The organism is Gynuella sunshinyii YC6258 (assembly GCF_000940805.1).
GTDB lineage: Bacteria > Pseudomonadota > Gammaproteobacteria > Pseudomonadales > Natronospirillaceae > Gynuella > Gynuella sunshinyii.
Window position 1 is genome coordinate 1,464,352 of the sequence record NZ_CP007142.1, and the last position, 18,641, is coordinate 1,482,992.

General features: G+C 48.1%; 19 protein-coding genes. 5 read left to right on the top strand and 14 right to left on the bottom strand.

Annotated elements, in window-relative coordinates:
• Positions 1 to 5 precede the first annotated feature (5 nt).
• Complete coding sequence (locus YC6258_RS06500; RefSeq protein WP_044616300.1) at positions 6 to 731, top strand: 16S rRNA (uracil(1498)-N(3))-methyltransferase; 726 nt, start codon at positions 6 to 8, stop codon at positions 729 to 731.
• On the opposite strand, the gene YC6258_RS06505 is transcribed toward YC6258_RS06500, so the two are convergent.
• The 5 genes from YC6258_RS06505 to YC6258_RS06525 form a co-directional block, all read right to left on the bottom strand.
• Positions 728 to 1,960, bottom strand: a complete 1,233-nt coding sequence (locus tag YC6258_RS06505; protein ID WP_044616301.1) for a heme biosynthesis HemY N-terminal domain-containing protein — start codon at positions 1,958 to 1,960, stop codon at positions 728 to 730. The two genes, YC6258_RS06500 and YC6258_RS06505, sit on opposite strands and share 4 nt — an antisense overlap.
• On the bottom strand, positions 1,957 to 3,033 hold the full coding sequence (locus tag YC6258_RS06510; protein ID WP_044616302.1) for a uroporphyrinogen-III C-methyltransferase: 1,077 nt from the start codon (positions 3,031 to 3,033) through the stop codon (positions 1,957 to 1,959). Before YC6258_RS06510 ends, YC6258_RS06505 begins: the two co-directional genes overlap by 4 nt.
• Positions 3,030 to 3,785 carry a uroporphyrinogen-III synthase gene (locus YC6258_RS06515; RefSeq protein ID WP_044616303.1) on the bottom strand — a complete coding sequence of 252 codons (756 nt, stop codon included), beginning with the start codon at positions 3,783 to 3,785 and terminating at the stop codon, positions 3,030 to 3,032. The genes YC6258_RS06510 and YC6258_RS06515 overlap by 4 nt, the downstream gene beginning before the upstream one ends.
• A complete protein-coding gene (gene hemC / locus YC6258_RS06520; RefSeq protein WP_044616304.1) occupies positions 3,782 to 4,738 on the bottom strand; it encodes a hydroxymethylbilane synthase in 957 nt (318 codons plus the stop codon). The genes YC6258_RS06515 and hemC overlap by 4 nt, the downstream gene beginning before the upstream one ends.
• Before the next feature lie 145 nt (positions 4,739 to 4,883).
• Positions 4,884 to 6,305, bottom strand: a complete 1,422-nt coding sequence (locus tag YC6258_RS06525; RefSeq protein ID WP_044616305.1) for an HDOD domain-containing protein — start codon at positions 6,303 to 6,305, stop codon at positions 4,884 to 4,886.
• A gap of 79 nt (positions 6,306 to 6,384) precedes the next feature.
• On the opposite strand from YC6258_RS06525, the gene YC6258_RS06530 reads away from it, so the two are divergent.
• Both YC6258_RS06530 and YC6258_RS06535 read left to right on the top strand, forming a co-directional pair.
• Positions 6,385 to 8,031, top strand: coding sequence for a VRR-NUC domain-containing protein (locus YC6258_RS06530; RefSeq protein ID WP_044616306.1), 1,647 nt, complete (start codon positions 6,385 to 6,387; stop codon positions 8,029 to 8,031).
• Positions 8,015 to 10,294 carry an ATP-dependent DNA helicase gene (locus tag YC6258_RS06535; protein ID WP_044619807.1) on the top strand — a complete coding sequence of 760 codons (2,280 nt, stop codon included), beginning with the start codon at positions 8,015 to 8,017 and terminating at the stop codon, positions 10,292 to 10,294. The genes YC6258_RS06530 and YC6258_RS06535 overlap by 17 nt, the downstream gene beginning before the upstream one ends.
• Here the strand turns inward: YC6258_RS06535 and YC6258_RS06540 are convergent.
• Positions 10,281 to 10,877: a hemerythrin domain-containing protein gene (locus tag YC6258_RS06540; RefSeq protein ID WP_044616307.1), complete on the bottom strand. Its 597-nt coding sequence runs from the start codon at positions 10,875 to 10,877 to the stop codon at positions 10,281 to 10,283. The two genes, YC6258_RS06535 and YC6258_RS06540, sit on opposite strands and share 14 nt — an antisense overlap.
• Positions 10,878 to 10,941: 64 nt before the next feature.
• On the opposite strand from YC6258_RS06540, the gene YC6258_RS06545 reads away from it, so the two are divergent.
• A complete protein-coding gene (locus YC6258_RS06545; protein ID WP_082070585.1) occupies positions 10,942 to 11,256 on the top strand; it encodes a DUF503 family protein in 315 nt (104 codons plus the stop codon).
• A 23-nt stretch (positions 11,257 to 11,279) separates the two neighbouring features.
• Here the strand turns inward: YC6258_RS06545 and YC6258_RS06550 are convergent, their stop codons facing one another.
• The 8 genes from YC6258_RS06550 to ftsY all read right to left on the bottom strand — a co-directional run bounded on the left by YC6258_RS06550 (position 11,280) and on the right by ftsY (position 17,634).
• Positions 11,280 to 12,161, bottom strand: coding sequence for a DMT family transporter (locus YC6258_RS06550; RefSeq protein WP_044616309.1), 882 nt, complete (start codon positions 12,159 to 12,161; stop codon positions 11,280 to 11,282).
• Positions 12,162 to 12,378: 217 nt separating this feature from the next.
• Positions 12,379 to 12,666, bottom strand: coding sequence for a PA4642 family protein (locus tag YC6258_RS06555; protein ID WP_044616310.1), 288 nt, complete (start codon positions 12,664 to 12,666; stop codon positions 12,379 to 12,381).
• On the bottom strand, positions 12,666 to 13,358 hold the full coding sequence (trmB, locus tag YC6258_RS06560; RefSeq protein WP_044616311.1) for a tRNA (guanosine(46)-N7)-methyltransferase TrmB: 693 nt from the start codon (positions 13,356 to 13,358) through the stop codon (positions 12,666 to 12,668). The genes YC6258_RS06555 and trmB overlap by 1 nt, the downstream gene beginning before the upstream one ends.
• The gene (locus YC6258_RS06565) at positions 13,345 to 13,737 is read right to left on the bottom strand and encodes a DUF423 domain-containing protein (protein WP_044619808.1); all 393 of its coding nucleotides are present in this window, start codon (positions 13,735 to 13,737) and stop codon (positions 13,345 to 13,347) included. Before YC6258_RS06565 ends, trmB begins: the two co-directional genes overlap by 14 nt.
• A 119-nt stretch (positions 13,738 to 13,856) precedes the next feature.
• Positions 13,857 to 14,729, bottom strand: coding sequence for an RNA polymerase sigma factor RpoH (gene rpoH, locus YC6258_RS06570; protein ID WP_044616312.1), 873 nt, complete (start codon positions 14,727 to 14,729; stop codon positions 13,857 to 13,859).
• A gap of 211 nt (positions 14,730 to 14,940) precedes the next feature.
• Complete coding sequence (gene ftsX / locus YC6258_RS06575) at positions 14,941 to 15,903, bottom strand: permease-like cell division protein FtsX (protein ID WP_052830118.1); 963 nt, start codon at positions 15,901 to 15,903, stop codon at positions 14,941 to 14,943.
• Positions 15,890 to 16,573 carry a cell division ATP-binding protein FtsE gene (gene ftsE / locus YC6258_RS06580; RefSeq protein WP_044616314.1) on the bottom strand — a complete coding sequence of 228 codons (684 nt, stop codon included), beginning with the start codon at positions 16,571 to 16,573 and terminating at the stop codon, positions 15,890 to 15,892. The genes ftsX and ftsE overlap by 14 nt, the downstream gene beginning before the upstream one ends.
• Positions 16,570 to 17,634, bottom strand: coding sequence for a signal recognition particle-docking protein FtsY (gene ftsY, locus YC6258_RS06585; RefSeq protein ID WP_044616315.1), 1,065 nt, complete (start codon positions 17,632 to 17,634; stop codon positions 16,570 to 16,572). Before ftsY ends, ftsE begins: the two co-directional genes overlap by 4 nt.
• Before the next feature lie 99 nt (positions 17,635 to 17,733).
• Here ftsY and YC6258_RS30165 point away from each other — a divergent pair, with 99 nt between their 5' ends.
• Complete coding sequence (locus YC6258_RS30165) at positions 17,734 to 18,639, top strand: peptidase M16 family protein (RefSeq protein ID WP_044616316.1); 906 nt, start codon at positions 17,734 to 17,736, stop codon at positions 18,637 to 18,639.
• Positions 18,640 to 18,641 lie beyond the last annotated feature (2 nt).

The following is an 18,641-nucleotide window of genomic DNA, read 5'->3' on the forward strand; positions in this document are numbered from 1 at the left end:
CAGGCATGCGAGTACCTCGTATTTTTACACCTCAACCCCTGGTGCTGGATGGTCTGGTTGAACTGGAAGCCGGTGCCTCACAGCATTTGTTGAAAGTGTTGCGGATGAAGCCGGGTCAGGAGTTGGTGCTGTTCAATAACAGTCAGAACGAGTTTGTTGCTGTGCTGGAGCCGTCCGATCGGCACAATGCCAAGGTTCGAATCGTGCAGGTGGACGCCGTAAATCGCGAGTCTCCGCTGCATACCCATTTGGGTATTGTATTATCCAAGGGTGATCGCTTTGAGTTTGCCCTGCAGAAAGCTGTGGAACTGGGCGTGACAGAAGTCACTCCACTGGTGTCAGAACGTTGTGAAGTGCGATTGAAAGGTGATCGGCAGGAAAAGAAACAGCAGCATTGGCAGCAGATCTGCGTTAGTGCCTGTGAGCAGTGTTATCGTCATCAGGTTCCGGTGGTACATGCCGTTACGTCACTATCCGGGTGGTTATCCGCTCGGACGGAGGCATTAAGGTTGGTACTACATCCTAAAGCAGCAAGACCTATTCGTGAATTTAATCGACCTCAATCTGTTGCATTGCTGGTAGGGCCGGAAGGCGGTCTATCCGATCACGAAATCACGGAGGCAGAAAAAGCCGATTTTCAGGCCACGCTGATTGGTCCGAGGATACTTCGGACGGAAACTGCGCCATTGGTTGCTTTGACCTTGTTACAGGCGCAGTGGGGGGACTTTTAGGATGCCTTTGACTGCTGGTCGTGATCTGGCATTGGCAGCTGGGGCAGTGACTCGGTCATTGCCACATACTGTTGCAGATGCTCATGACTGAGCTGTTGTTCACCCATGGCGGCGTAGAGCCTTGCCAATTCCGCATGACCCAATGGACAGTGCCCAAGAGAGACTGCCATTTTGAGATATTCCAAAGCTTTGCCCCAGAGCTGGTTTTTGAGGCTGAGACGCCCCAGTGTAACCAATAGCTCTATATTGTTGGGGCGTTCCCGTAACCAGCTTTCAGCCGCCAGTAACTGTTGCTTGGCGTCGGCGTTCAACAGGCCATAAGCGAGAATGGATTCACGATCATATTGTTGGCTGATGTGCTTGCGCAGCAGTACTTCAGCCTGCTGCTGACGTCCCTGCTCTGTCAACTGGTGACAATAGGTCAGTAGCATCACCGGTTCCTGCTTATTAGAGCTGTCAATGGAGTTCCATACCTTATCAAGCGTCTTGGCATCGGCCTGTTTCAAGCGGTTGATGATCAGGTGTTCAGTTGAGATACGAACTTCGCTGGATTGGCTGCGACCAATTTTATCCAGGCGTTTCAAAGTCTGATCAAGGTTTTCCCAATCCTGAAGATAATCATATACCTGGCGCAACAACTCCAGTTTGAACGGATTCTTATCCTCACCCCTGATGCGGGTCAGGGTCGCCAGTGCCTGTTCATAGTCTTTACGCTGAATCTGTACCATTGACTGCAGCAGTCCGGCCATCACCGGATCTGCTTTGCCGGTGGTTTCTGCGGCAGTCAGGCATTCGTCACATAAGGTGTTATTGCCCATATGGTGAGCGGCATAGGCAGCCAGAAGATAATTAATTGCTGGAATATTGGCTCGTTTGGCTGAGTTCGTCAGCAGCTTGTAAGCCAGTTTGAACTGGCCTCTGGCCAGTGCCCGCAGACCGTCATTCATCATTCTACTGGCACGATTGGCCAGACGGGCATGGTTCCAGCGCGACAGTGATCGATAAATTCTCAGCCGACCCAGTAACCATACGCTGCCATAGACAATAGCCACACTTAAACACCAGGCGGCTGCGGCGAGCCAGAAACTGGTTTCCAGGGTGTAGCGGCCAATGGAGACCAATACATAACCCGCATCACGGCTGGCAACCTGCCCTGCCAGAGCAGCAAGTGTCATCAGCACAAGCCATAGCAGGATCAGAATAAACAGCCGCAGAATCCTGTAGTTCATTGGTCTGCCCCTGTTTTTTCCGCAGGCGCTTCACGCTGCAGGGCGTAGATTTGAGCAATATAGCCTTTGAGCAGCTTGAGTGCCTGACCGATCTCGGGTAGGGCAGTGTTTAACTGGAGTTGCGATAATTCCGTGAGCTGGTTGTCTATGGCCCGCGCCTGTGGACGCTGCAAAAAATAATTTTCCAGCCACAGGCTGGCCTGCGACAGAGCCATTTCATACGCCGGCTGATTTTTTTTCAGCAATGCAGCCTGAGCTTGTTCAAGTTTGAGAATCAGGATAGTGCGGTTCAGTTCGAATTGTCCCAGAGTCGCAGGCTGGAAATCCTCAGTGTGTTCTCTGATTCTTATGAACTGACTCAGTTCATCCAGCCAGCTGCTATCCTGTTCGGTCGCGACCGGTGTGGGTTCAAACTCAGGAATAATCGGCCACTGTTGTATCTGTTTCGATAAGGACGCGAGTTTTAAATAAATACCACCGGTATCGACTGGCGTAATAGCGGCAAGTGCGGTCATTTCATCTGCTAAAGCGGCACGAACGTCCAATAAACCTGCGTCGTGGGAATCGCGCAATACGGCATCGGCCGACTGCAATATGGACAGAGCACCCGCAGCATCCTGTTCCAGTTTTAATCGCTGCTGAGCCAGTCGCATGAGGTACTCGGCTTCGGCCAGCAGCCATTCGTAACGGGTCACTCCCTGACTCTCGGTCATGCGTCTGGCGGTATTGATCAGTTCAGTCTGAAGGTTGCTGATGGCCTGCTGGTTGTTCTCTTTCAATGTTGCCAGCTGTTGATTGAACTGTTGAGTGGTATTTTTTTCTTCGCTGAGGGTTTGCTGCAAAGACTGGATATTGGCTCTCAGTCCGGCATTATCGTTTTGCAGCAACTGCCATTGTTGAAAGCCCAGCCAGCCTCCAGCGGTAATCGCTGCAACCAGGATTATGACCAGGAACAGAGTCAGAATTACCAGTTTGCTGGTTTTATGTTTGGAGGGCTGAGAGGGGGGCACAGATGCCGGCTCCGCCTCGTCAGGGTTCGCCGGCAACTCTTTGGGTTCTTGGGATTTTGTCACTCTTCCTGTCCGTCAGTACCAGGTTCATCCAGCTTTAACAGCGCCTGCAATATCAGGGCGTCGCTGGCTCCTTTGGCTACAACTATATCTGTCAGACCTCTTTCCTGGACCATCTGTGCCATCCGGCTGGATGAAACGATGAAGGTCTTGTCTTTCAGTTGTTCGATGTCAGCCAGCTTGTTCAGGTTATCCAGCGCTTCTCCAGAAGTCAGTATCAGAGTATCGACATCAGCGAGTGCTTTGGCGGCCTCGGCTTTAGTGATTTCCGGAGCGCTACGCTTGTATACAGATAACACGGATACTTCCGCGCCACGATCCTCCAGCTCCTGCTTAAGCAGATCACGACCACCTTCTCCTTTGATAATCAGCCATTTCTGACCAATGATCTGATCCAGTTCCGGTAGTTCCAGCAGGTCTTCGGTGCGTGTTCCTGTCTCCGGAAAGGCCACTTCAAGACCAGCATGCTCCAGCACTTTGGCTGTCCCATAGCCATTGGTCAGCCAGTATTGCCGGGCCGGAAACTGTGGCCAGTATTGCTCGATCAGGTCCAGTCCGTGACGGGCAGCATTCGGGCTGACCACAATGACGCCGGTAAACTGATCCAGATTCATGATCAGTTCTTTATCTGCCTGTTCGGTTGCCTTTGGTGCAATTGAAAGCAGTGGCAGATGATCGTAAGCAATGCTCTGCCCCTCAAGTAACTGCACCAAAGAGTGTTCTTGTCCGCTGGGTCTAGTAATTAGTACCTTCATTGATTTCCATACAAACTTTGCAAAATACCTTCAGCACCTCCGTCCAGAAGTTGCTGGGCGACATTCTGACCTAATTGCTCCGCGATTAGGGTTTGCTGTTCTTTGTTGCCTTCGAGTAGCTGTTCGGCCGTTTTTATGATGAGCCGAGAACCATCAGTTTCACCAACACGACCTTCAAGCGCAAGAATATTATCTGAGTCGAGTTTTGCAAACCCCGCAATTGGGACCTGGCACCCACCATTCAGTTTCTTATTCATGGCTCTTTCTGCGGTAACTCTGAGCCATGTTGTCTCGTGCATGAGAGGCAGGATCAGCGATTTTATCCAGTCATCACTGCTGCGACATTCAATTCCTACCGCACCCTGACCACAGGCCGGAGTCGATATTGATTCCGGTATCAGCTGGGTGATGCGTGATTTTAGTTCCAGTCGGATCAGTCCGGCGGCGGCCAGAATAATGGCATCGAAATCGCCCTGATCAAGCTTTTCAAGCCGGGTGCCGACACTACCACGCAATGATGCCACCTGCAGATCCGGACGCCAGTGTTTTATCTGACTCTGGCGACGCATGCTGGATGTTCCCACCAAAGCCCCCTGCGGGAGCTGGTCGATACTATCGTATCGGTTTGATACAAAAGCGTCATGGGGATTTTCCCTTTCGCAGATAACCGCCAGTTCCAGTCCGGGCGGCAGTTCCATCGGAACATCCTTCATGGAGTGCACAGCAATATCTGCTTCACCATTCAGCATGGCATTTTCCAACTCTTTGACAAATAGTCCCTTACCTCCCACTTTAGATAAAGGAGTATCCAGGATTTTATCTCCCTGAGTGGTAAAGGTTCGCAACTCCACCTCAAGTTCCGGGTGATTCTTAATCAACGCCTGTTTGACGAATTCCGCCTGCCAAAGTGCCAGCGGGCTTTTGCGGGTTGCGATTCGAACAGTTTTTGTCATGGTGACTCCGATATTTTGAGTCTGCTGATGGTAACCGAATGTAATGGTGGGAAACAGGTCTGTATGTCAGTCCTGAGCAATTCGTTGTATTGGCAATTTGCAACAGAAGATGACCTTTCAGAACTGTATGTTTTTCCCAGAATACTTAACCGTCTTTGATCAGGATAGACAGTCCAAGATTAGTCTGCTTGGCAAACAGGCAGAAGTCGTTAAATTGAGTGCTGGTAAGTCGGTCACCGTTACCATCGCCATAAATCACGCCGATGTTCCGGTTACGATAAGTGATAGGGGCAACAAAGCAGTCTCCGTCAGGGAGGATTTTGCGCAGTGCCTGATAACGGAGTTTTTCCAGTGATTGATCCTGCCCCATCCAGATTGGCTGGTATTGAATGAGGGCGATGGAAAAAACGTCTTTGGCATAGTCTGAGTCCATGACCGGCATGCGAAACTGTTCTTTCCAGAGCTGGGTATTGTGCCCGGCAAAATATCTGGCCTCAAGATACTCCCGTTGCATATCGAACAGTGCAACCGCGCAGCGCTTGATTAGTACTCCACGGTTTAGCCCCTGAATAACGGTGAGGAAAACCCGGTTAATATCGGCTCTTTCGAGTGTCAGATCGGTCAGTTCATGCAAGAACTTCAACTGTAGTTGAGTGGCGCTTTCAGTGCTTTCCGGTTGTATATCCCGAAGCTGGCTGCCGGAAGGGAGCAGGTGACAGATTTTCTCTGCGCCATATGATTTTGCTACGGCACTGGCTTCATCGGCTCCGGCAACAATCAAATCCTCGGTTTTAATATCGTTTTGTCCAGTAAATCGACTGACCTGGCTGACCAGTCGGCGCATTTCCCTGGATTGCCAGCCTTTGTTGACAGTTTGGCTGATGGCTTCGCCCATCAGCACGGCGGCAACACTGCGGGTTGGGTGTTCTGGGCGCTCCAGTGCCTGTATGACCAGAGGCCCCAGATCCCATTCCTTACACAAAGCCTTGGTGATGGAGCCAAAACCGACCCCAAGAATGTCGAGGCAAATTGCAGCCTTTTCCTGTGGGTTATCATTGACTTGCTGGATATATTCATCAACCTGAGGTAAATGACAGGCCAGAAAAGCCATTTCACCAAGGTGATACAGCAATGCCGCAATGAAGATTTCTTCACGCTTTTCCGGGGACAGGTTGTAGGCTATATTTTTCGCCTGAATAGCGGCATGAAAAGACCGGGCGATGGTATCGAGTAAAAAATTATCGTTGTGGCTGTGCGTCAGCAAAGTATCGATGATCAGAACAGTAGTGCTGATGGCTTTTATTTCATTAAAACCAATCTGGACAATGGCTTTGCTGATGGTGTGAATGGTTTGACCGCCAGGGTTGAACTGGACCGAATTGGCAACCCTTAATACCTGAGCGGTCATGGATGCATCTTTGAGAATGACGTCGGCGAGTTCCTGTACACTCGATTGGTGATCATCCGTAATGCGATTAAGTTCCTGCAAAATATTGGAAAGAGAGGGTAACTCCATCTGACTGATATGCTTTACCCATGATTTTAATCCGCGCAATGGCTTATTCATTACTGCTCCACATGAATTGGCGCTACATCAATAGTAGTAATAAATATAGCCGCTAAACGTAAAAATGCTGGTGGTTTAATTGAGTTATTTTCCAGAAGTCGACCAACCTTATTATTTGAGTAATTTTCACACGTTGTTGCGGTGGGTCGAACAGCGTTATGACGATTTACTGTTGCCAAAAGAACATGATTTTCTGGATATATTCCGTCAACTATCTGTCGAAAGCCAATGTCTTTTGGTTCGAATGTTAATGCGGACGAAGCTGCACTTTCGTTATTCCAAACTGGTATATCCGGAAATCGGTAATATAGATGTCGCGGTTAAAGAACTTTGTCTGTATGAATTGGTGGTGGTAGATCCGGTTGTCGATATTGAAATCGTTACCGGACAAATGCTGAAGGCGGAGTTGATCACATGTTTTGGTCATGATCTGTTGTTACCAAAAGCCAGTAAAAAACAGTTGTCAGAACAATTATATGAATGTTACGGATTGCAATCCAAAAAACACTGGAGTAAATGGGCGGTAGGACTGGATGACCCTCTGATTCAATTACAATGTCAGGACATGTTTGACTGTTTGTGTCTGATGTTCTTTGGAAATCCTTACCAGGATCTGACTGAATTTGTATTAACCGATCTTGGGTTATTTCGTTATGAAACGATTCCTTTCGACGACAGTACCCGAGCATTTCAGAATCGCCAGCAGATCGATTTTTACCGCCAGCTGCTGATCAGCCGTGAGTTTCTGGAACAAGATCTGCCAGATCAGGCCTTTGATAGTCTGCCGGCACCGATTGACAGTGACTGGCTGAACCAGAAAAGAGATAAAACTCTGTATCGTATTGGTTACGAATTTGAGCGCAAAAGTGATTTTGATCAGGCGTTAAGCTGTTATCTTGATAATGATTATCGTAGGGCACGTGAACGTCACATTCGTGTACTCGAAAAACAACAGCGATATGAGGAGGCATTCCAGCTGTGTGAACAGGCCCTGGCAGAGCCTCTGGATGAAAATGAACAGCAGAGCTGTCAGAAAATGATCAAGCGACTGGCCCGCAAGGTGGCTCGTAAGGTCAGTATTGCGGTAGTGGCTCCGATAGAGCAGCATACCTGTCAATTGAGTTATGGTCCTGAGCCGGTGGAGTTGTTGGCAGCGGAAAGCCTGACATCACAGGTTCAGCAGGCAATCTATGTGGAAAACAGTCTGTTTAATGGTTTGTTTGGTCTGACCTTTTGGGAGGCGGTTTTCAAGCCTTATCCTGGTGCATTTTTCCATCCGTTTCAGTCAGCACCTCATGATTTATACACAACTGATTTTGCCAGTACCCGGGCAAGGGAAATTGCCGCTGGCTGGGAGAGAATGCAGCAACCCGATTATCATCAGTGGCTGGCAGACCGTTATCTGGATAAATACGGAATTGCCAATCCATTTGTAAACTGGTCGGTCATTGACGAAACATTGCTGCGGTTGGTGCAAAGGTGTATTCCCATTCAACATTTGAAAACAATTTTTGAACGGATTTTGTTTGACATAAAAAGTAACAGTAGCGGATTTCCGGATCTCGTTGTATTTGATCGTTGTCAGTCTTGCTATCGGTTGGTAGAAGTCAAAGGTCCGGGAGATCGTTTGCAGGATAATCAGATACGCTGGTTTGATTACTTTATTCGTCATCAGATTCCGGCTTCCGTGTTATATGTTCAGTGGCAGAATGATGCAAACCGTTAGTGTCCGTAATCTGGCCGAGTTCTGCTGTAAAAGCGGAAGTCTGGATCTGCGTTTTACACCCGCTCCTTCCAGTCTGGAAGGTATCGAAGGTCATAAGGCTATATATCGCCGGCGTCCTGATAACTATCAGTCAGAAGTTTCTCTGGTTTATCAATATCAACAATTGCTCTGTGTCCGCGGCCGGGCGGATGGTTATGATCAAGATCGTCATCGTATTGAAGAAATAAAAACCTACCGTGGACAGTTGATACGATTGCCTGATAACCATAGAGCATTACATTGGGCACAGGCGCGGTTGTACGCGGCCATCTATTGTGAACTGCACGGGCATTCTGAAATCGGTGTGGCACTGGTGTATTGGCATGTGGATCGGCAACAGGAAAGTATTGAAGAAAAGCGTTTCAGTGCCGAAGATCTGAAATTGTTCCTGGATGGTTGTGTTCGAGAATTCCTTAAGTGGTCGCAGCAGCTTGAGATTGCCATGCAGCAGCGAGATAAGTTACTGGAGCAACTGACCTTCCCTTATCCTGACTTCCGGTCTGGTCAGAGAGATTTTGCGGAAAGCGTTTACAAGGCTGTCCGACTGCACAAAAATCTGCTTATTGAAGCTCCAACCGGGATTGGCAAGACGCTGGCTGCATTGTTTCCGGCGTTAAAGGCTATGCCTTCTGACGGGCTTGATAAATTGGTGTTTCTGACTGCCAAGACGCCCGGCAGAGTGTTGGTACAGGAAGCCCTTAAAAAGTTACTGTTGGATCAATCGTCAATTCTGCATGTTGTTGAAATGAAAGCCCGTGACAAGGTCTGCGAGCACCCTGATCTGGCCTGTCATGGTGATTCCTGTCCCTTGGCCAACGGTTTTTATGACCGCCTCGGAGAGGCCAGGCAGGCTGCCTTTGCGAACGCCTGGTTGATGGCTGATGATGTCCGCGACATTGCTTCGAGGTTTCAGGTATGTCCTTATTATCTGGCACAGGAAATGCTCAAATGGAGTGATGTTCTGATTGCCGACTATAACTATTGGTTTGATATGTCGGCGCAGATCTATGGTTTGAGTAAAGCGAATGAATGGCATACGGGCTTATTGATTGATGAGGCTCATAACCTGCTCGACAGAGGTCGCAGTATGTATTCAGCTGAACTGAGTAGAAGGGAGTTATTGGCTGCCAGGAAAATTCATAATCATGCCGGCAAAAAAATTCTCGAACGGCTAAATCGCAGGTGGCTGAAAATTGAAAAGCAGTGGCCGGTGGGTGTTCATATCACCGACAGTCTGGATAAAGAACTGATCGGTTGTTTATCGCGTTTTGTCTCTGACTATAGTGAATATCTGACGGATGAATATGAGCACGGAGTTTTACCTCAGCAGCATCTGGAGTTTTATTTTTCTGTTATCCAGTTTATGGGAGTGGCAGAGTTATTTAACCATCATTTCGTGATGGAAACGGAGGTTGAAAAAACACACGCAGCTATTCGGTTACTGAATCAGATTCCGGCGGAACTGTTGAAGGAACGTTTTGCTGCTGCGCAATCCAGTGTGGTTTTTTCCGGTACGCTGACTCCTTTTGCATATTTTAAGGATACCCTTGGTCTTGGCGAGGATTGTCCAGTCCAACAAATATCCTCTCCTTTTTCGGCCCCGCAACTGGATGTTAAAGTGATTACTGATATTTCCACTCGCTATATGGACAGGGAGCGTTCAGTGGAGTCAGTGATTGATATTATTTGTTGTCAGTTACAAAAATACCCGGGTAATTACCTGCTCTTTTTCAGTTCGTTTGCATACCTGGAGCAGGTCGGTAGTCGTTTACAAAACGTTGTTAAGGAACATCGAGTTATCCGGCAGGCAGCCCGTATGTCGGAATCAGAGCGAACACAATTTATGGCTGCATTTGATCAGAAGATCAATACTCTCGGGTTGGTGGTGCTGGGTGGTGCATTTGGAGAAGGGGTGGATTTGCCTGGTGAACAGTTGATAGGTGCATTTATTCTGACACTGGGACTACCGCAACTTAATCAACGTAACGAAGCGCTGAAGAAAAATATGCATCAGGTGTTTGGTCATGGGTATGAGTATGCTTATTTATTTCCAGGATTGCAGAAAGTTATTCAGGCAGCCGGTAGAGTCATTCGGGATGTTAATGACTCTGGTTATCTGATCTTAATCGATGATCGATTTTCCCGGCCAAATGTTCAAAGACTATTGCCGGATTGGTGGCATATTAACAATGTGACTACTCAACAATTTCTCAATCATCACTGAATTTGCTTCTGGTTTCCTCATCCAGGCCTTGTGCTTCGAAATTGGTAATTTCTGAGAGTAATGAGTCGTATTCTTTGCGAGTGTTATCGAATAAAGGATCTTCCGAAATAGTTTCCACCATGTTTTCCAGTTCTGTCCAGTCATCCTCGTCCAGGTACTCATCCGCTAGTGGAAAAATATCGCTTTCTTCAATATCCAGGTGTTCTAGTTGCATATCCAGATAAAGATGTGCGTCGACCTTCAGCTGGTCCATTGGCATGGCAATATCCATAGCCACAGCGTTGAAATCATTTTTCAGCTTTTGGGTGATCTCTTCCAGTTTGGCATGCTGGGCCAGTACGTCGGTAATAATATCCGGGTCTGGGATCGACTTACTCAACAGTTTTTTAAAAATAACGTCTTCAACCGGGTGGTGGTAACGCTCCGGAAATGTATTGATATAGTCAAGCATGTCCATAATCAGGTTGATGTTAGCGTCCTGCTCCGGATCGCCAAAACCTTGTAACTGATATCTGAAACAGTAAAGAAAACGAGACAGGTTTTTATGCTCGTTGTGCAAGTGTTCAAGTAGTTTGGCAGCCATGACACAAACCTCATAAAGTGGCAGATAATCAAAACATAGACTGATTGAGATAGAATGTGTTGACATGTATCAAAGTGAAACAAAAACAAGGCGTTCTATGCAGATTATATTGATGCAATACCATATCCGATTCCATGGTGTGGAATCGCTAAAGGATAAAAACCAACGTGTCGCCAGGCTGGTAAAATTTTTAGGTGGTCACAGCGATGTTGCAGCCAGTGAAACCGAGCTTAGAGAAGAACTTGATCATTCAATACTGTCGGTGTTGGTTGTTGCGCCAAATCGAAAACTGCTGGATCAGCGAAAGCAGCAACTTGAAGTAGCGCTGAATGATCGTCTTGATGCAGAAATTCTTGATCTACAGCAACAGTTTTTGTGACATATTGTAAGCCAGGGTATTATTCAACTGACAAACAATAATAGACATACGGATGATGTCACCAGGATCATACCGGTCCACTCGTTGTATGAGATGCGTTCACGAAAATAAAAGGTGGTGATCAGAATAGACAGGACAAACTCTATCTGTCCAAGACCTTTGACAATCGCCGCTGTCTGAAATGTCATGGCAGTAAACCAACCGATTGATCCGGCAGCACTGGTGGCGCCAACAAATACACATGCTTTCCAATGGTGTTTTAATTGCCTGATGCTATTTACAGGGTTCTTAATCATGGGAATTGCAGAGATCAATACCTGTAGTGAAACAATAGTTATCAGTGTTGTGGCTGCGGAGTATATGTAGTTGCCATGTAGTGACAGACTTGCCTGCCGTAACCAGAGTGATGCGAGACCAAAACCTAGTCCGGCTCCAAGGCCATAGATAAGAGAGGGTTCTGTCAGTATCGCTCTGTAAGGTTTGATCAGGCCCGCTAAAATTGTTCCTGCTGCGCCAATAAAAATGGCGATACCGGCTAACAGGTTAAGTGGTTGTTGAAAGAATAAAAAGCCCATTAGTGCCGTAAAAATAGCTTCTGTTTTTGCAAATGTGGTTCCAACACTGAAATTACGAAGTTTGAGCGCGTGTACCAGTAGGAAAGTGGCGACGATCTGAGCAACGGCTGCTAATAAAGAATATCTGAAAAATGTTGTATCGATGTTCAGGTATGTGTCTTCGATGGTATATGACAGATATAGCCAATAAAGTATGGCAAATGGTAATCCAAAACCGAAACGAACCCAGGTGACCAATATTGGGGATATGTGTCCACTGAGTCGTTTTTGGCCGGCTGTTCTTACCGTTTGCATACTGACGGCAAGAAGTGTGAATAAAATCCAGTTCATAATCTGAAACTCCAGTAATGACAACCAGAGTATCAGTATCTGTGGATTTGAAATAATTCGTTTTGGAATGATGCCGATAGCAAATGGCTATGTATTAACCCGGCAAGTATACATGTCGGGTTAATAGTGTGATGCAGGGAAGCACCGAGATGTCGGACCACGCCATTGGCCGGATTAATAACAGGATACGTCCATGTATCACAGGGGTAATCAGATTTCAGTTAAGGTGCTGCTGAATAGCCTGAAGATACTCTGTTGACTGGGCGTGTTTGGCAATAATCTCAAGCATCGTCTGACCAGCTTTGTTTTTGGCCTGGAGATTGTGATTCCTGTCCACGAATATTTCCAGAAACTGCTCAAATAATGGAACAGGCATGGACCGATAGGCTTTTTCGAGAATAACAAAGTCGCGGTCGGTTTCATCATGGGATTTTAACGAAAAGAACACCTCAAAACGCGTGGCATCCCATTCTTCTGATTCTACTCTTTGTTTGTCTTTTTTCATTACTCTATCTCTGCCTTCTTGAATATTAAGTCCCAAACCCCATGGCCCAGACGAACGCCTCTGCGTTCGAACTTGGTTTCCGGCCGATAAACGGGTCGTTCTGAATACTGCCCGTCACCGGCGGTATTGGTAAAGCCTTTGGTTGCTGTGAGTACTTCCAACATTTGCTCTGCATATGGCTGCCAGTCAGTCGCCAGATGCCAAACCCCTTCCGGTTTGAGTTTATGATGGACCAGATTGGCGAAATCAGCTTGTACAATACGACGTTTATGATGTTTTTTCTTATGCCAGGGGTCCGGGAAAAACAGCTGCAATCGGTCAATGGAGTTATCTGCAAAACAATGCTTCAGGACTTCCACTGCATCATCTTTATAAACTCTCAGATTACTGACACCGGTTTTATCGGCATTGTTCAAAAGGCGTCCGACTCCGGGTGGGTGAACCTCAATGCCGATAAAATTGCAGTTGGGTTCCATCATAGCCATTTGCAGTAGCGAATCACCCATGCCAAAACCGATTTCAATCACCAACGGGTGATCGTTACCGAATATTTGTTGACTATTGAATGTTGCCTCTGGGTCAAGGCCCAGTCTTGGATATACCTCATCCATACCACGTTGTTGACCCTCGGTCATCCGCCCCTGGCGCATGACGAAGCTGCGAATTTTTTTCAGTTGTTTATCTGTTGTCATATTTTGTTTGCTTTAAAACCGTCATAAACCAGTAGAGCCAACCGGATAGCATGAGCACTCCTCCAACAGGAGTTATAGCCCCCAGCGTGGAGATATCTGTCAGGCACAGAGCATACAGCGAAAGGCTGAATACCAATGTCCCTGCCAGAAACAGTCGAGCGCATGTTTTCAATGCCATTGTTTTGGGTGCCCGGATCTGATGTTCTGCCAATATCAACAGGGCAAGGCCATGCCAGAATTGATAGCGGGCAGCAGTGTGCCAGGTATCAATACGTTCGGGGGTCACTAAGTCTTTGATGATGTGGGCACCGAACGCTCCAAGGGCTACCGCTGTTCCAAGCAGGCCAAGGGCGAATAATTGAGTTCTTTGACTGCTCATGACGGGCATTGGTTTCAGTGAGTTAACAGGATTGTGGGATGATTCTAACTGAATGTTGCAGACAATAAAAAAGCCGTGTCGAATCTGCTTCGACACGGCTTACCAATTCATCTGCTGGATTACACTTCAATGCCACCTGCTTCAAGCACTTTCCGTACTTTTTTCATGGCATTTTTTTCCAGCTGTCTGATACGCTCGGCGGATACGCCATACTTAGCGGCCAGATCATGCAGAGTGGCTTTATTTTCACTCAACCAGCGCTGCATAAGGATGTCCTTGCTGCGCTCGTCAAGATCTTCGAGTGCAGACAGCAAACGGCTGTTGGCATCATCCTCATAATTCTCGTTTTCAGCCATAGTGGCAGGGTTGTAGCGCGTATCTTCCAGAGTATAAACCGGAGCCTGGAAAGCGCTCTCGTCGTCATCATTGTCGGCATCAAAGCCCATGTCCTGTGCGGTCATGCGGCCTTCCATTTCATAAACGGTCGACTCTTTGACGCCCAGTGTTTCCGCGATTTCTCTCGCTTCTGCCTGGTTTAACCAACCCAGACGCTTTTTGGAGCTGCGCAGATTAAAGAACAGTTTTCTCTGAGCCTTGGTGGTTGCCACCTTGACGATGCGCCAGTTACGCAAAATGTATTCATGGATTTCGGCTTTAATCCAGTGTACCGCGAATGAGACCAGTCTCACCCCGACTTCCGGATTAAACCGTTTGACCGCTTTCATCAGTCCTACGTTGCCTTCCTGAATCAGGTCTGCCTGATTAAGGCCATAACCTGAATAACTCTTCGCAATATGAACGACAAACCGTAAATGAGACATGACCAACTGACGTGCAGCCTGCAGATCGCCTTTGTAATACAGGCGCTCAGCTAACTCTTTTTCTTCCTCAGCAGACAGTATCTCAAAACCGTTGACGACCTGAATATATGCATCAAGATTCTGCCCTGGAGCCAGATTCTCGAATGCAACTGCTGGTAAGCTTTTAGTCATATGTTCACCTCGAATGTGTGTTGTGAGTCTGCCCTATCAGTTAAGGCGCAGACACATGCACCGGTTAGTATAACATGAAAAATACCGATGCAATCGGACGTAGCCCTCAATGGCTTTCCTTATCAGGTGCTTATTTATCGTTAACTGAGGATCGAGATCAAGTATTGGCGGTTTTTTTTACCTTTGACTGACAGTATCAGTTTTTACTAATTTAGGTTGGCTCTATTGCCCGTATATGACGGCTGACTGCCATGACGGTGCCAAACATACTGATGCTGATGGATGTCACGATAACCAGTAAAGCTCCCCACCAGTGAATGGATTCAAAGATAAATCCTGCAGATAGCGTACTGATTAGACGAGTGACCGGTTCGTGCAGATACCAGTAACAGGTTGTGACGATGATGACAGCAAATATCCCTCCTGCCAGACCATACCAGAACCCCATGTACAGGAATGGGCGACGTACAAATGCGTCGGTTGCGCCAACCAGTTTGATGACAAGAATTTCATCCCGACGGGACTCGATAGCCAGGCGGATGGTATTACCAACCACTAGCACCACCGCCATAGACAAAATCAGGCCCAGCACGCCAACGACTCGTTCAGCAATACGGCTGATCTGATTCAGTCGTTGAACCCAGATCAGGTCCAGTTGTACCGTTTCAGCCTCGGGCAGTGCCTCCAGCATGATTTTGAGACCTTCCACCGTGGCAGCGGTTTCTTCTACCGGTTGAATAACGATCAGTGCTGGTAGCGGGTTGTCTTCCAGGCTGTCGATAATATTGCCCAGACCGGAAAATTCTTTGAATTCCTGTAAGCCATCATTTGGACTGATATAACGTGTACCTTTGATTTCCGGTCGTTGTTTCAGTTCTATGGCCAGCTGTTCTGCCCGGTTGGCGGACACTGACTTATCAAGATAGAGGCTAAGCTGAGCGCCCTCATTGAGCGGACCGGTAATCTGTTTCAGATTCAACAATGCCATCACCATCAGAGTGGGCAGAGACAAGGCGATAGCAATCACCATCCATGTGAGAGCTGCTGAGAGGGGTCGTTTAAGCATCTGTTTCATGCTGTCCATCGCCAGATAACGGTGGTGTCGCACCCATGCGTCCCGCTTTTCGGCAAAATGGATCTTGCGGGCCACGGCGCCTTTTTTAATTCGGGCCACGTTCACCTCCATCGGCACCTCGGACCAGTTCCCCGTTTTTCAGAGTCATAACACGAAATGGCATGCGGGCGATCAGACCAAGGTCATGGCTGGCAATCAGCACGGTCGTTCCCACTCGGTTAAAGTCCGCAAACAAGTTCATGACCTCACGGCTCAATTTGGGATCAAGGTTGCCGGTCGGTTCGTCTGCCAGCAGCAGTTTGGGTTTGGTGACCACGGCTCGGGCGATTCCGACCCGTTGCTGCTCGCCACCAGACAGCATGATGGGGAGATAGGCCTCACGTTCAAGCAGGCCCACTTTGTCGAGGGCGGCTCTGACCCGGCGGCCGATTTCCCGTGGTGACTCGCCTTCGATCAGCAAAGGCAGTGCGACGTTGTCGTAAACGGATCGGTCCATCAGCAGATTATGGTTCTGAAATACCAGTCCTATCTGGCGGCGAAAAAAGGGGATCTGACGGCGACTCATCCGGTTCAGTATCTGTCCGGCGATGCGGATGTGTCCGCTGGACGGTTTTTCGATCAGCGCAATCATTTTAAGCAGGGTACTTTTACCTGCTCCGGAATGTCCGGTCAGAAATGCCATTTCGCCAGGAGCCATATTGAACGTCAGGCTTTTGAGCGCCTCATGTCCTCCGAGATACCGCTTGGAGACTTGTTCGAAGTGAATCATTCCGGGCTGTCTTCACTGACAAACAATGCATCGGTAAAGGATTTCGCTTCAAATGGCCTCAGATCCTCGGCACTTTCTCCAACTCCGATAAAACGGATCGGAATTTGAAGCTGCTGAGCCAGCGCGAAAATAATGCCACCTTTGGCCGTTCCATCCAGCTTGGTCAAACACAGGCCGGATACGTTGACGGATTCGCCGAAGATCTTCGCCTGACTCAAGGCATTCTGACCAGTGGCTGCATCAAGCACCAGCATGGTCTCATGGGGAGCGTCGGGGTCCTGTTTTTTCATGACCCGGACAACCTTTTCGAGCTCACTCATAAGGTTGTCTTTGTTGTGCAGGCGTCCGGCGGTGTCTGCAATCAGAACATCAATATTCCGGGATTTGGCCGCGGCAACTGCATCAAAAATCACCGAGGCGCTGTCGGCGCCGGTGTGCTGGGCAATGACGGGGACATCATTGCGTTCCCCCCAGGCTTGCAGTTGTTCAACCGCAGCTGCCCGGAACGTATCGCCGGCGGCCAGCATGACTGATTTACCCTGCTCTTTGAAATAGCGTGCCATCTTGCCGATAGTGGTGGTTTTCCCAACGCCGTTTACACCGACCACCAGAATCACGTACGGGTGTTGTGTATCGGCGATAGTCAGTGGTTGTTCAACGGGAGTCAGGATAGCCTGTAGTTCAAGTTTCAGTGCCTGGTACAAGGCATCAGAATCTGACAGTTCCTTGCGTGATACTTTGGCGGTGAGAGTTTTGATAATATGCTGAGTTGCCTCGATACCGACATCTGCCATTAACAGCAATGTTTCGATTTCCTCGAACAGCTCATCATCAATGGCTTTTTTCCCGAGTAACAGGTTGGCCAGTCCGTCGGTCAAGCCAGTGCGGGTTCGACCCAGCCCCTGTTTCATGCGGGCAAACCAGCTCAGCCGGGGTTTTTCCTGAGTAGCAGGCTGCGGAGCAGGGGGTGCTGGAGTAACATCAGGAACTTGTTGTTCAGGTGCTTCAACGCTCTGCGATGATGCTTTTTTCGCTTTGTTTTTTTTTCCAAAACCGAACATATATGAAAAAATCCAGAAATAGCGGTGGCAATACGGGATGGCGATTATGCCATAGCCGGATTGTAACAGATTGACGTAACAGATAAGGATAATAAACGCGTGTCCGTCAAACGAAAACAACTGGGATTCATACAATTGAGTCGCACGACTTTGTGGATCGTGATTATCGTCCTGATTCCGCTGGTTGTGGTGCTCAATAATATGGGCTCTAAAACCGAAAAACAGTCGTTACCGGAAACGATTGATAAATTTGATATCAGTTCCCTCAGTATTGGCAGGTTGGGGGCTGATCGCTGGATAAAATTGCCTGGCAGCGGTTTGATAGCCTTATCTGTGGCGCAAAAGCGTATGCCTGTCAGTCGGATTGACATTCCGGAACATCAGGATTTTTCGTTCAGTTTTCGCAATGGTATGGCTGTTACCCGGGTTGTCATTCCGGCTACCCAGGCCCAGTTGGAAGTTACTCTGGACTTTCTGGATCAGTGGCTGTCTCCGGTTATGTCAGATGATGTTCTGGTAATGAGTGGTGAAGTGGATGCCGGTATGCTGGAAAGTGTCCGGACAGAGTTACATAAAGCCAAAGGCAAAGCCGTGGATGTTGCCATTCCCGCACCGACAGCGTTGACAGTGATAGCCAGCCCATCCTTTGGCAGCCCTGAACAGTTGGCCATGATCGTGGCTGCAGACATTTTGTCCCACCGTATGGCGGGGTATGATCTGCAACTGCGTTGGGATCACCAGCGAACGACCAGTTATCTGATGCTGAATACCACAATACAGCCTGACTGGCTGACAGAGCCGAGTGAGCAGGAATATGCTGCGGCACTACAACCACTGAAACAGTTTGCCGATGTGTCTCTTCGTTCGCCCGCACAGATTCACAGCTATCTGACCGCAATGGCAATATATGATTTACCAGACACCTTCATGAGTCACCAGACAGAGCGTCTTGAGGCATTGACTCTCCAGCAGGTGCAGCAGGTTTTGCACAGTTTCAATAAATGAAG

Coding starts and splice junctions, on each gene's coding strand:
- YC6258_RS06545 (WP_082070585.1), top strand. CDS start 10,942: ATGTATCAAAGTGAAACAAAAACAAGGCGTTCTATGCAGATTATATTG.
- hemC (WP_044616304.1), bottom strand. CDS start 4,738: ATGACAAAAACTGTTCGAATCGCAACCCGCAAAAGCCCGCTGGCACTT.
- YC6258_RS06565 (WP_044619808.1), bottom strand. CDS start 13,737: ATGAGCAGTCAAAGAACTCAATTATTCGCCCTTGGCCTGCTTGGAACA.
- YC6258_RS06525 (WP_044616305.1), bottom strand. CDS start 6,305: ATGAATAAGCCATTGCGCGGATTAAAATCATGGGTAAAGCATATCAGT.
- YC6258_RS06515 (WP_044616303.1), bottom strand. CDS start 3,785: ATGAAGGTACTAATTACTAGACCCAGCGGACAAGAACACTCTTTGGTG.
- YC6258_RS06550 (WP_044616309.1), bottom strand. CDS start 12,161: ATGAACTGGATTTTATTCACACTTCTTGCCGTCAGTATGCAAACGGTA.
- ftsE (WP_044616314.1), bottom strand. CDS start 16,573: ATGATTCACTTCGAACAAGTCTCCAAGCGGTATCTCGGAGGACATGAG.
- trmB (WP_044616311.1), bottom strand. CDS start 13,358: ATGACAACAGATAAACAACTGAAAAAAATTCGCAGCTTCGTCATGCGC.
- ftsY (WP_044616315.1), bottom strand. CDS start 17,634: ATGTTCGGTTTTGGAAAAAAAAACAAAGCGAAAAAAGCATCATCGCAG.
- YC6258_RS06500 (WP_044616300.1), top strand. CDS start 6: ATGCGAGTACCTCGTATTTTTACACCTCAACCCCTGGTGCTGGATGGT.
- YC6258_RS06535 (WP_044619807.1), top strand. CDS start 8,015: ATGATGCAAACCGTTAGTGTCCGTAATCTGGCCGAGTTCTGCTGTAAA.
- rpoH (WP_044616312.1), bottom strand. CDS start 14,729: ATGACTAAAAGCTTACCAGCAGTTGCATTCGAGAATCTGGCTCCAGGG.
- YC6258_RS06540 (WP_044616307.1), bottom strand. CDS start 10,877: ATGGCTGCCAAACTACTTGAACACTTGCACAACGAGCATAAAAACCTG.
- YC6258_RS06505 (WP_044616301.1), bottom strand. CDS start 1,960: ATGAACTACAGGATTCTGCGGCTGTTTATTCTGATCCTGCTATGGCTT.
- YC6258_RS06555 (WP_044616310.1), bottom strand. CDS start 12,666: ATGAAAAAAGACAAACAAAGAGTAGAATCAGAAGAATGGGATGCCACG.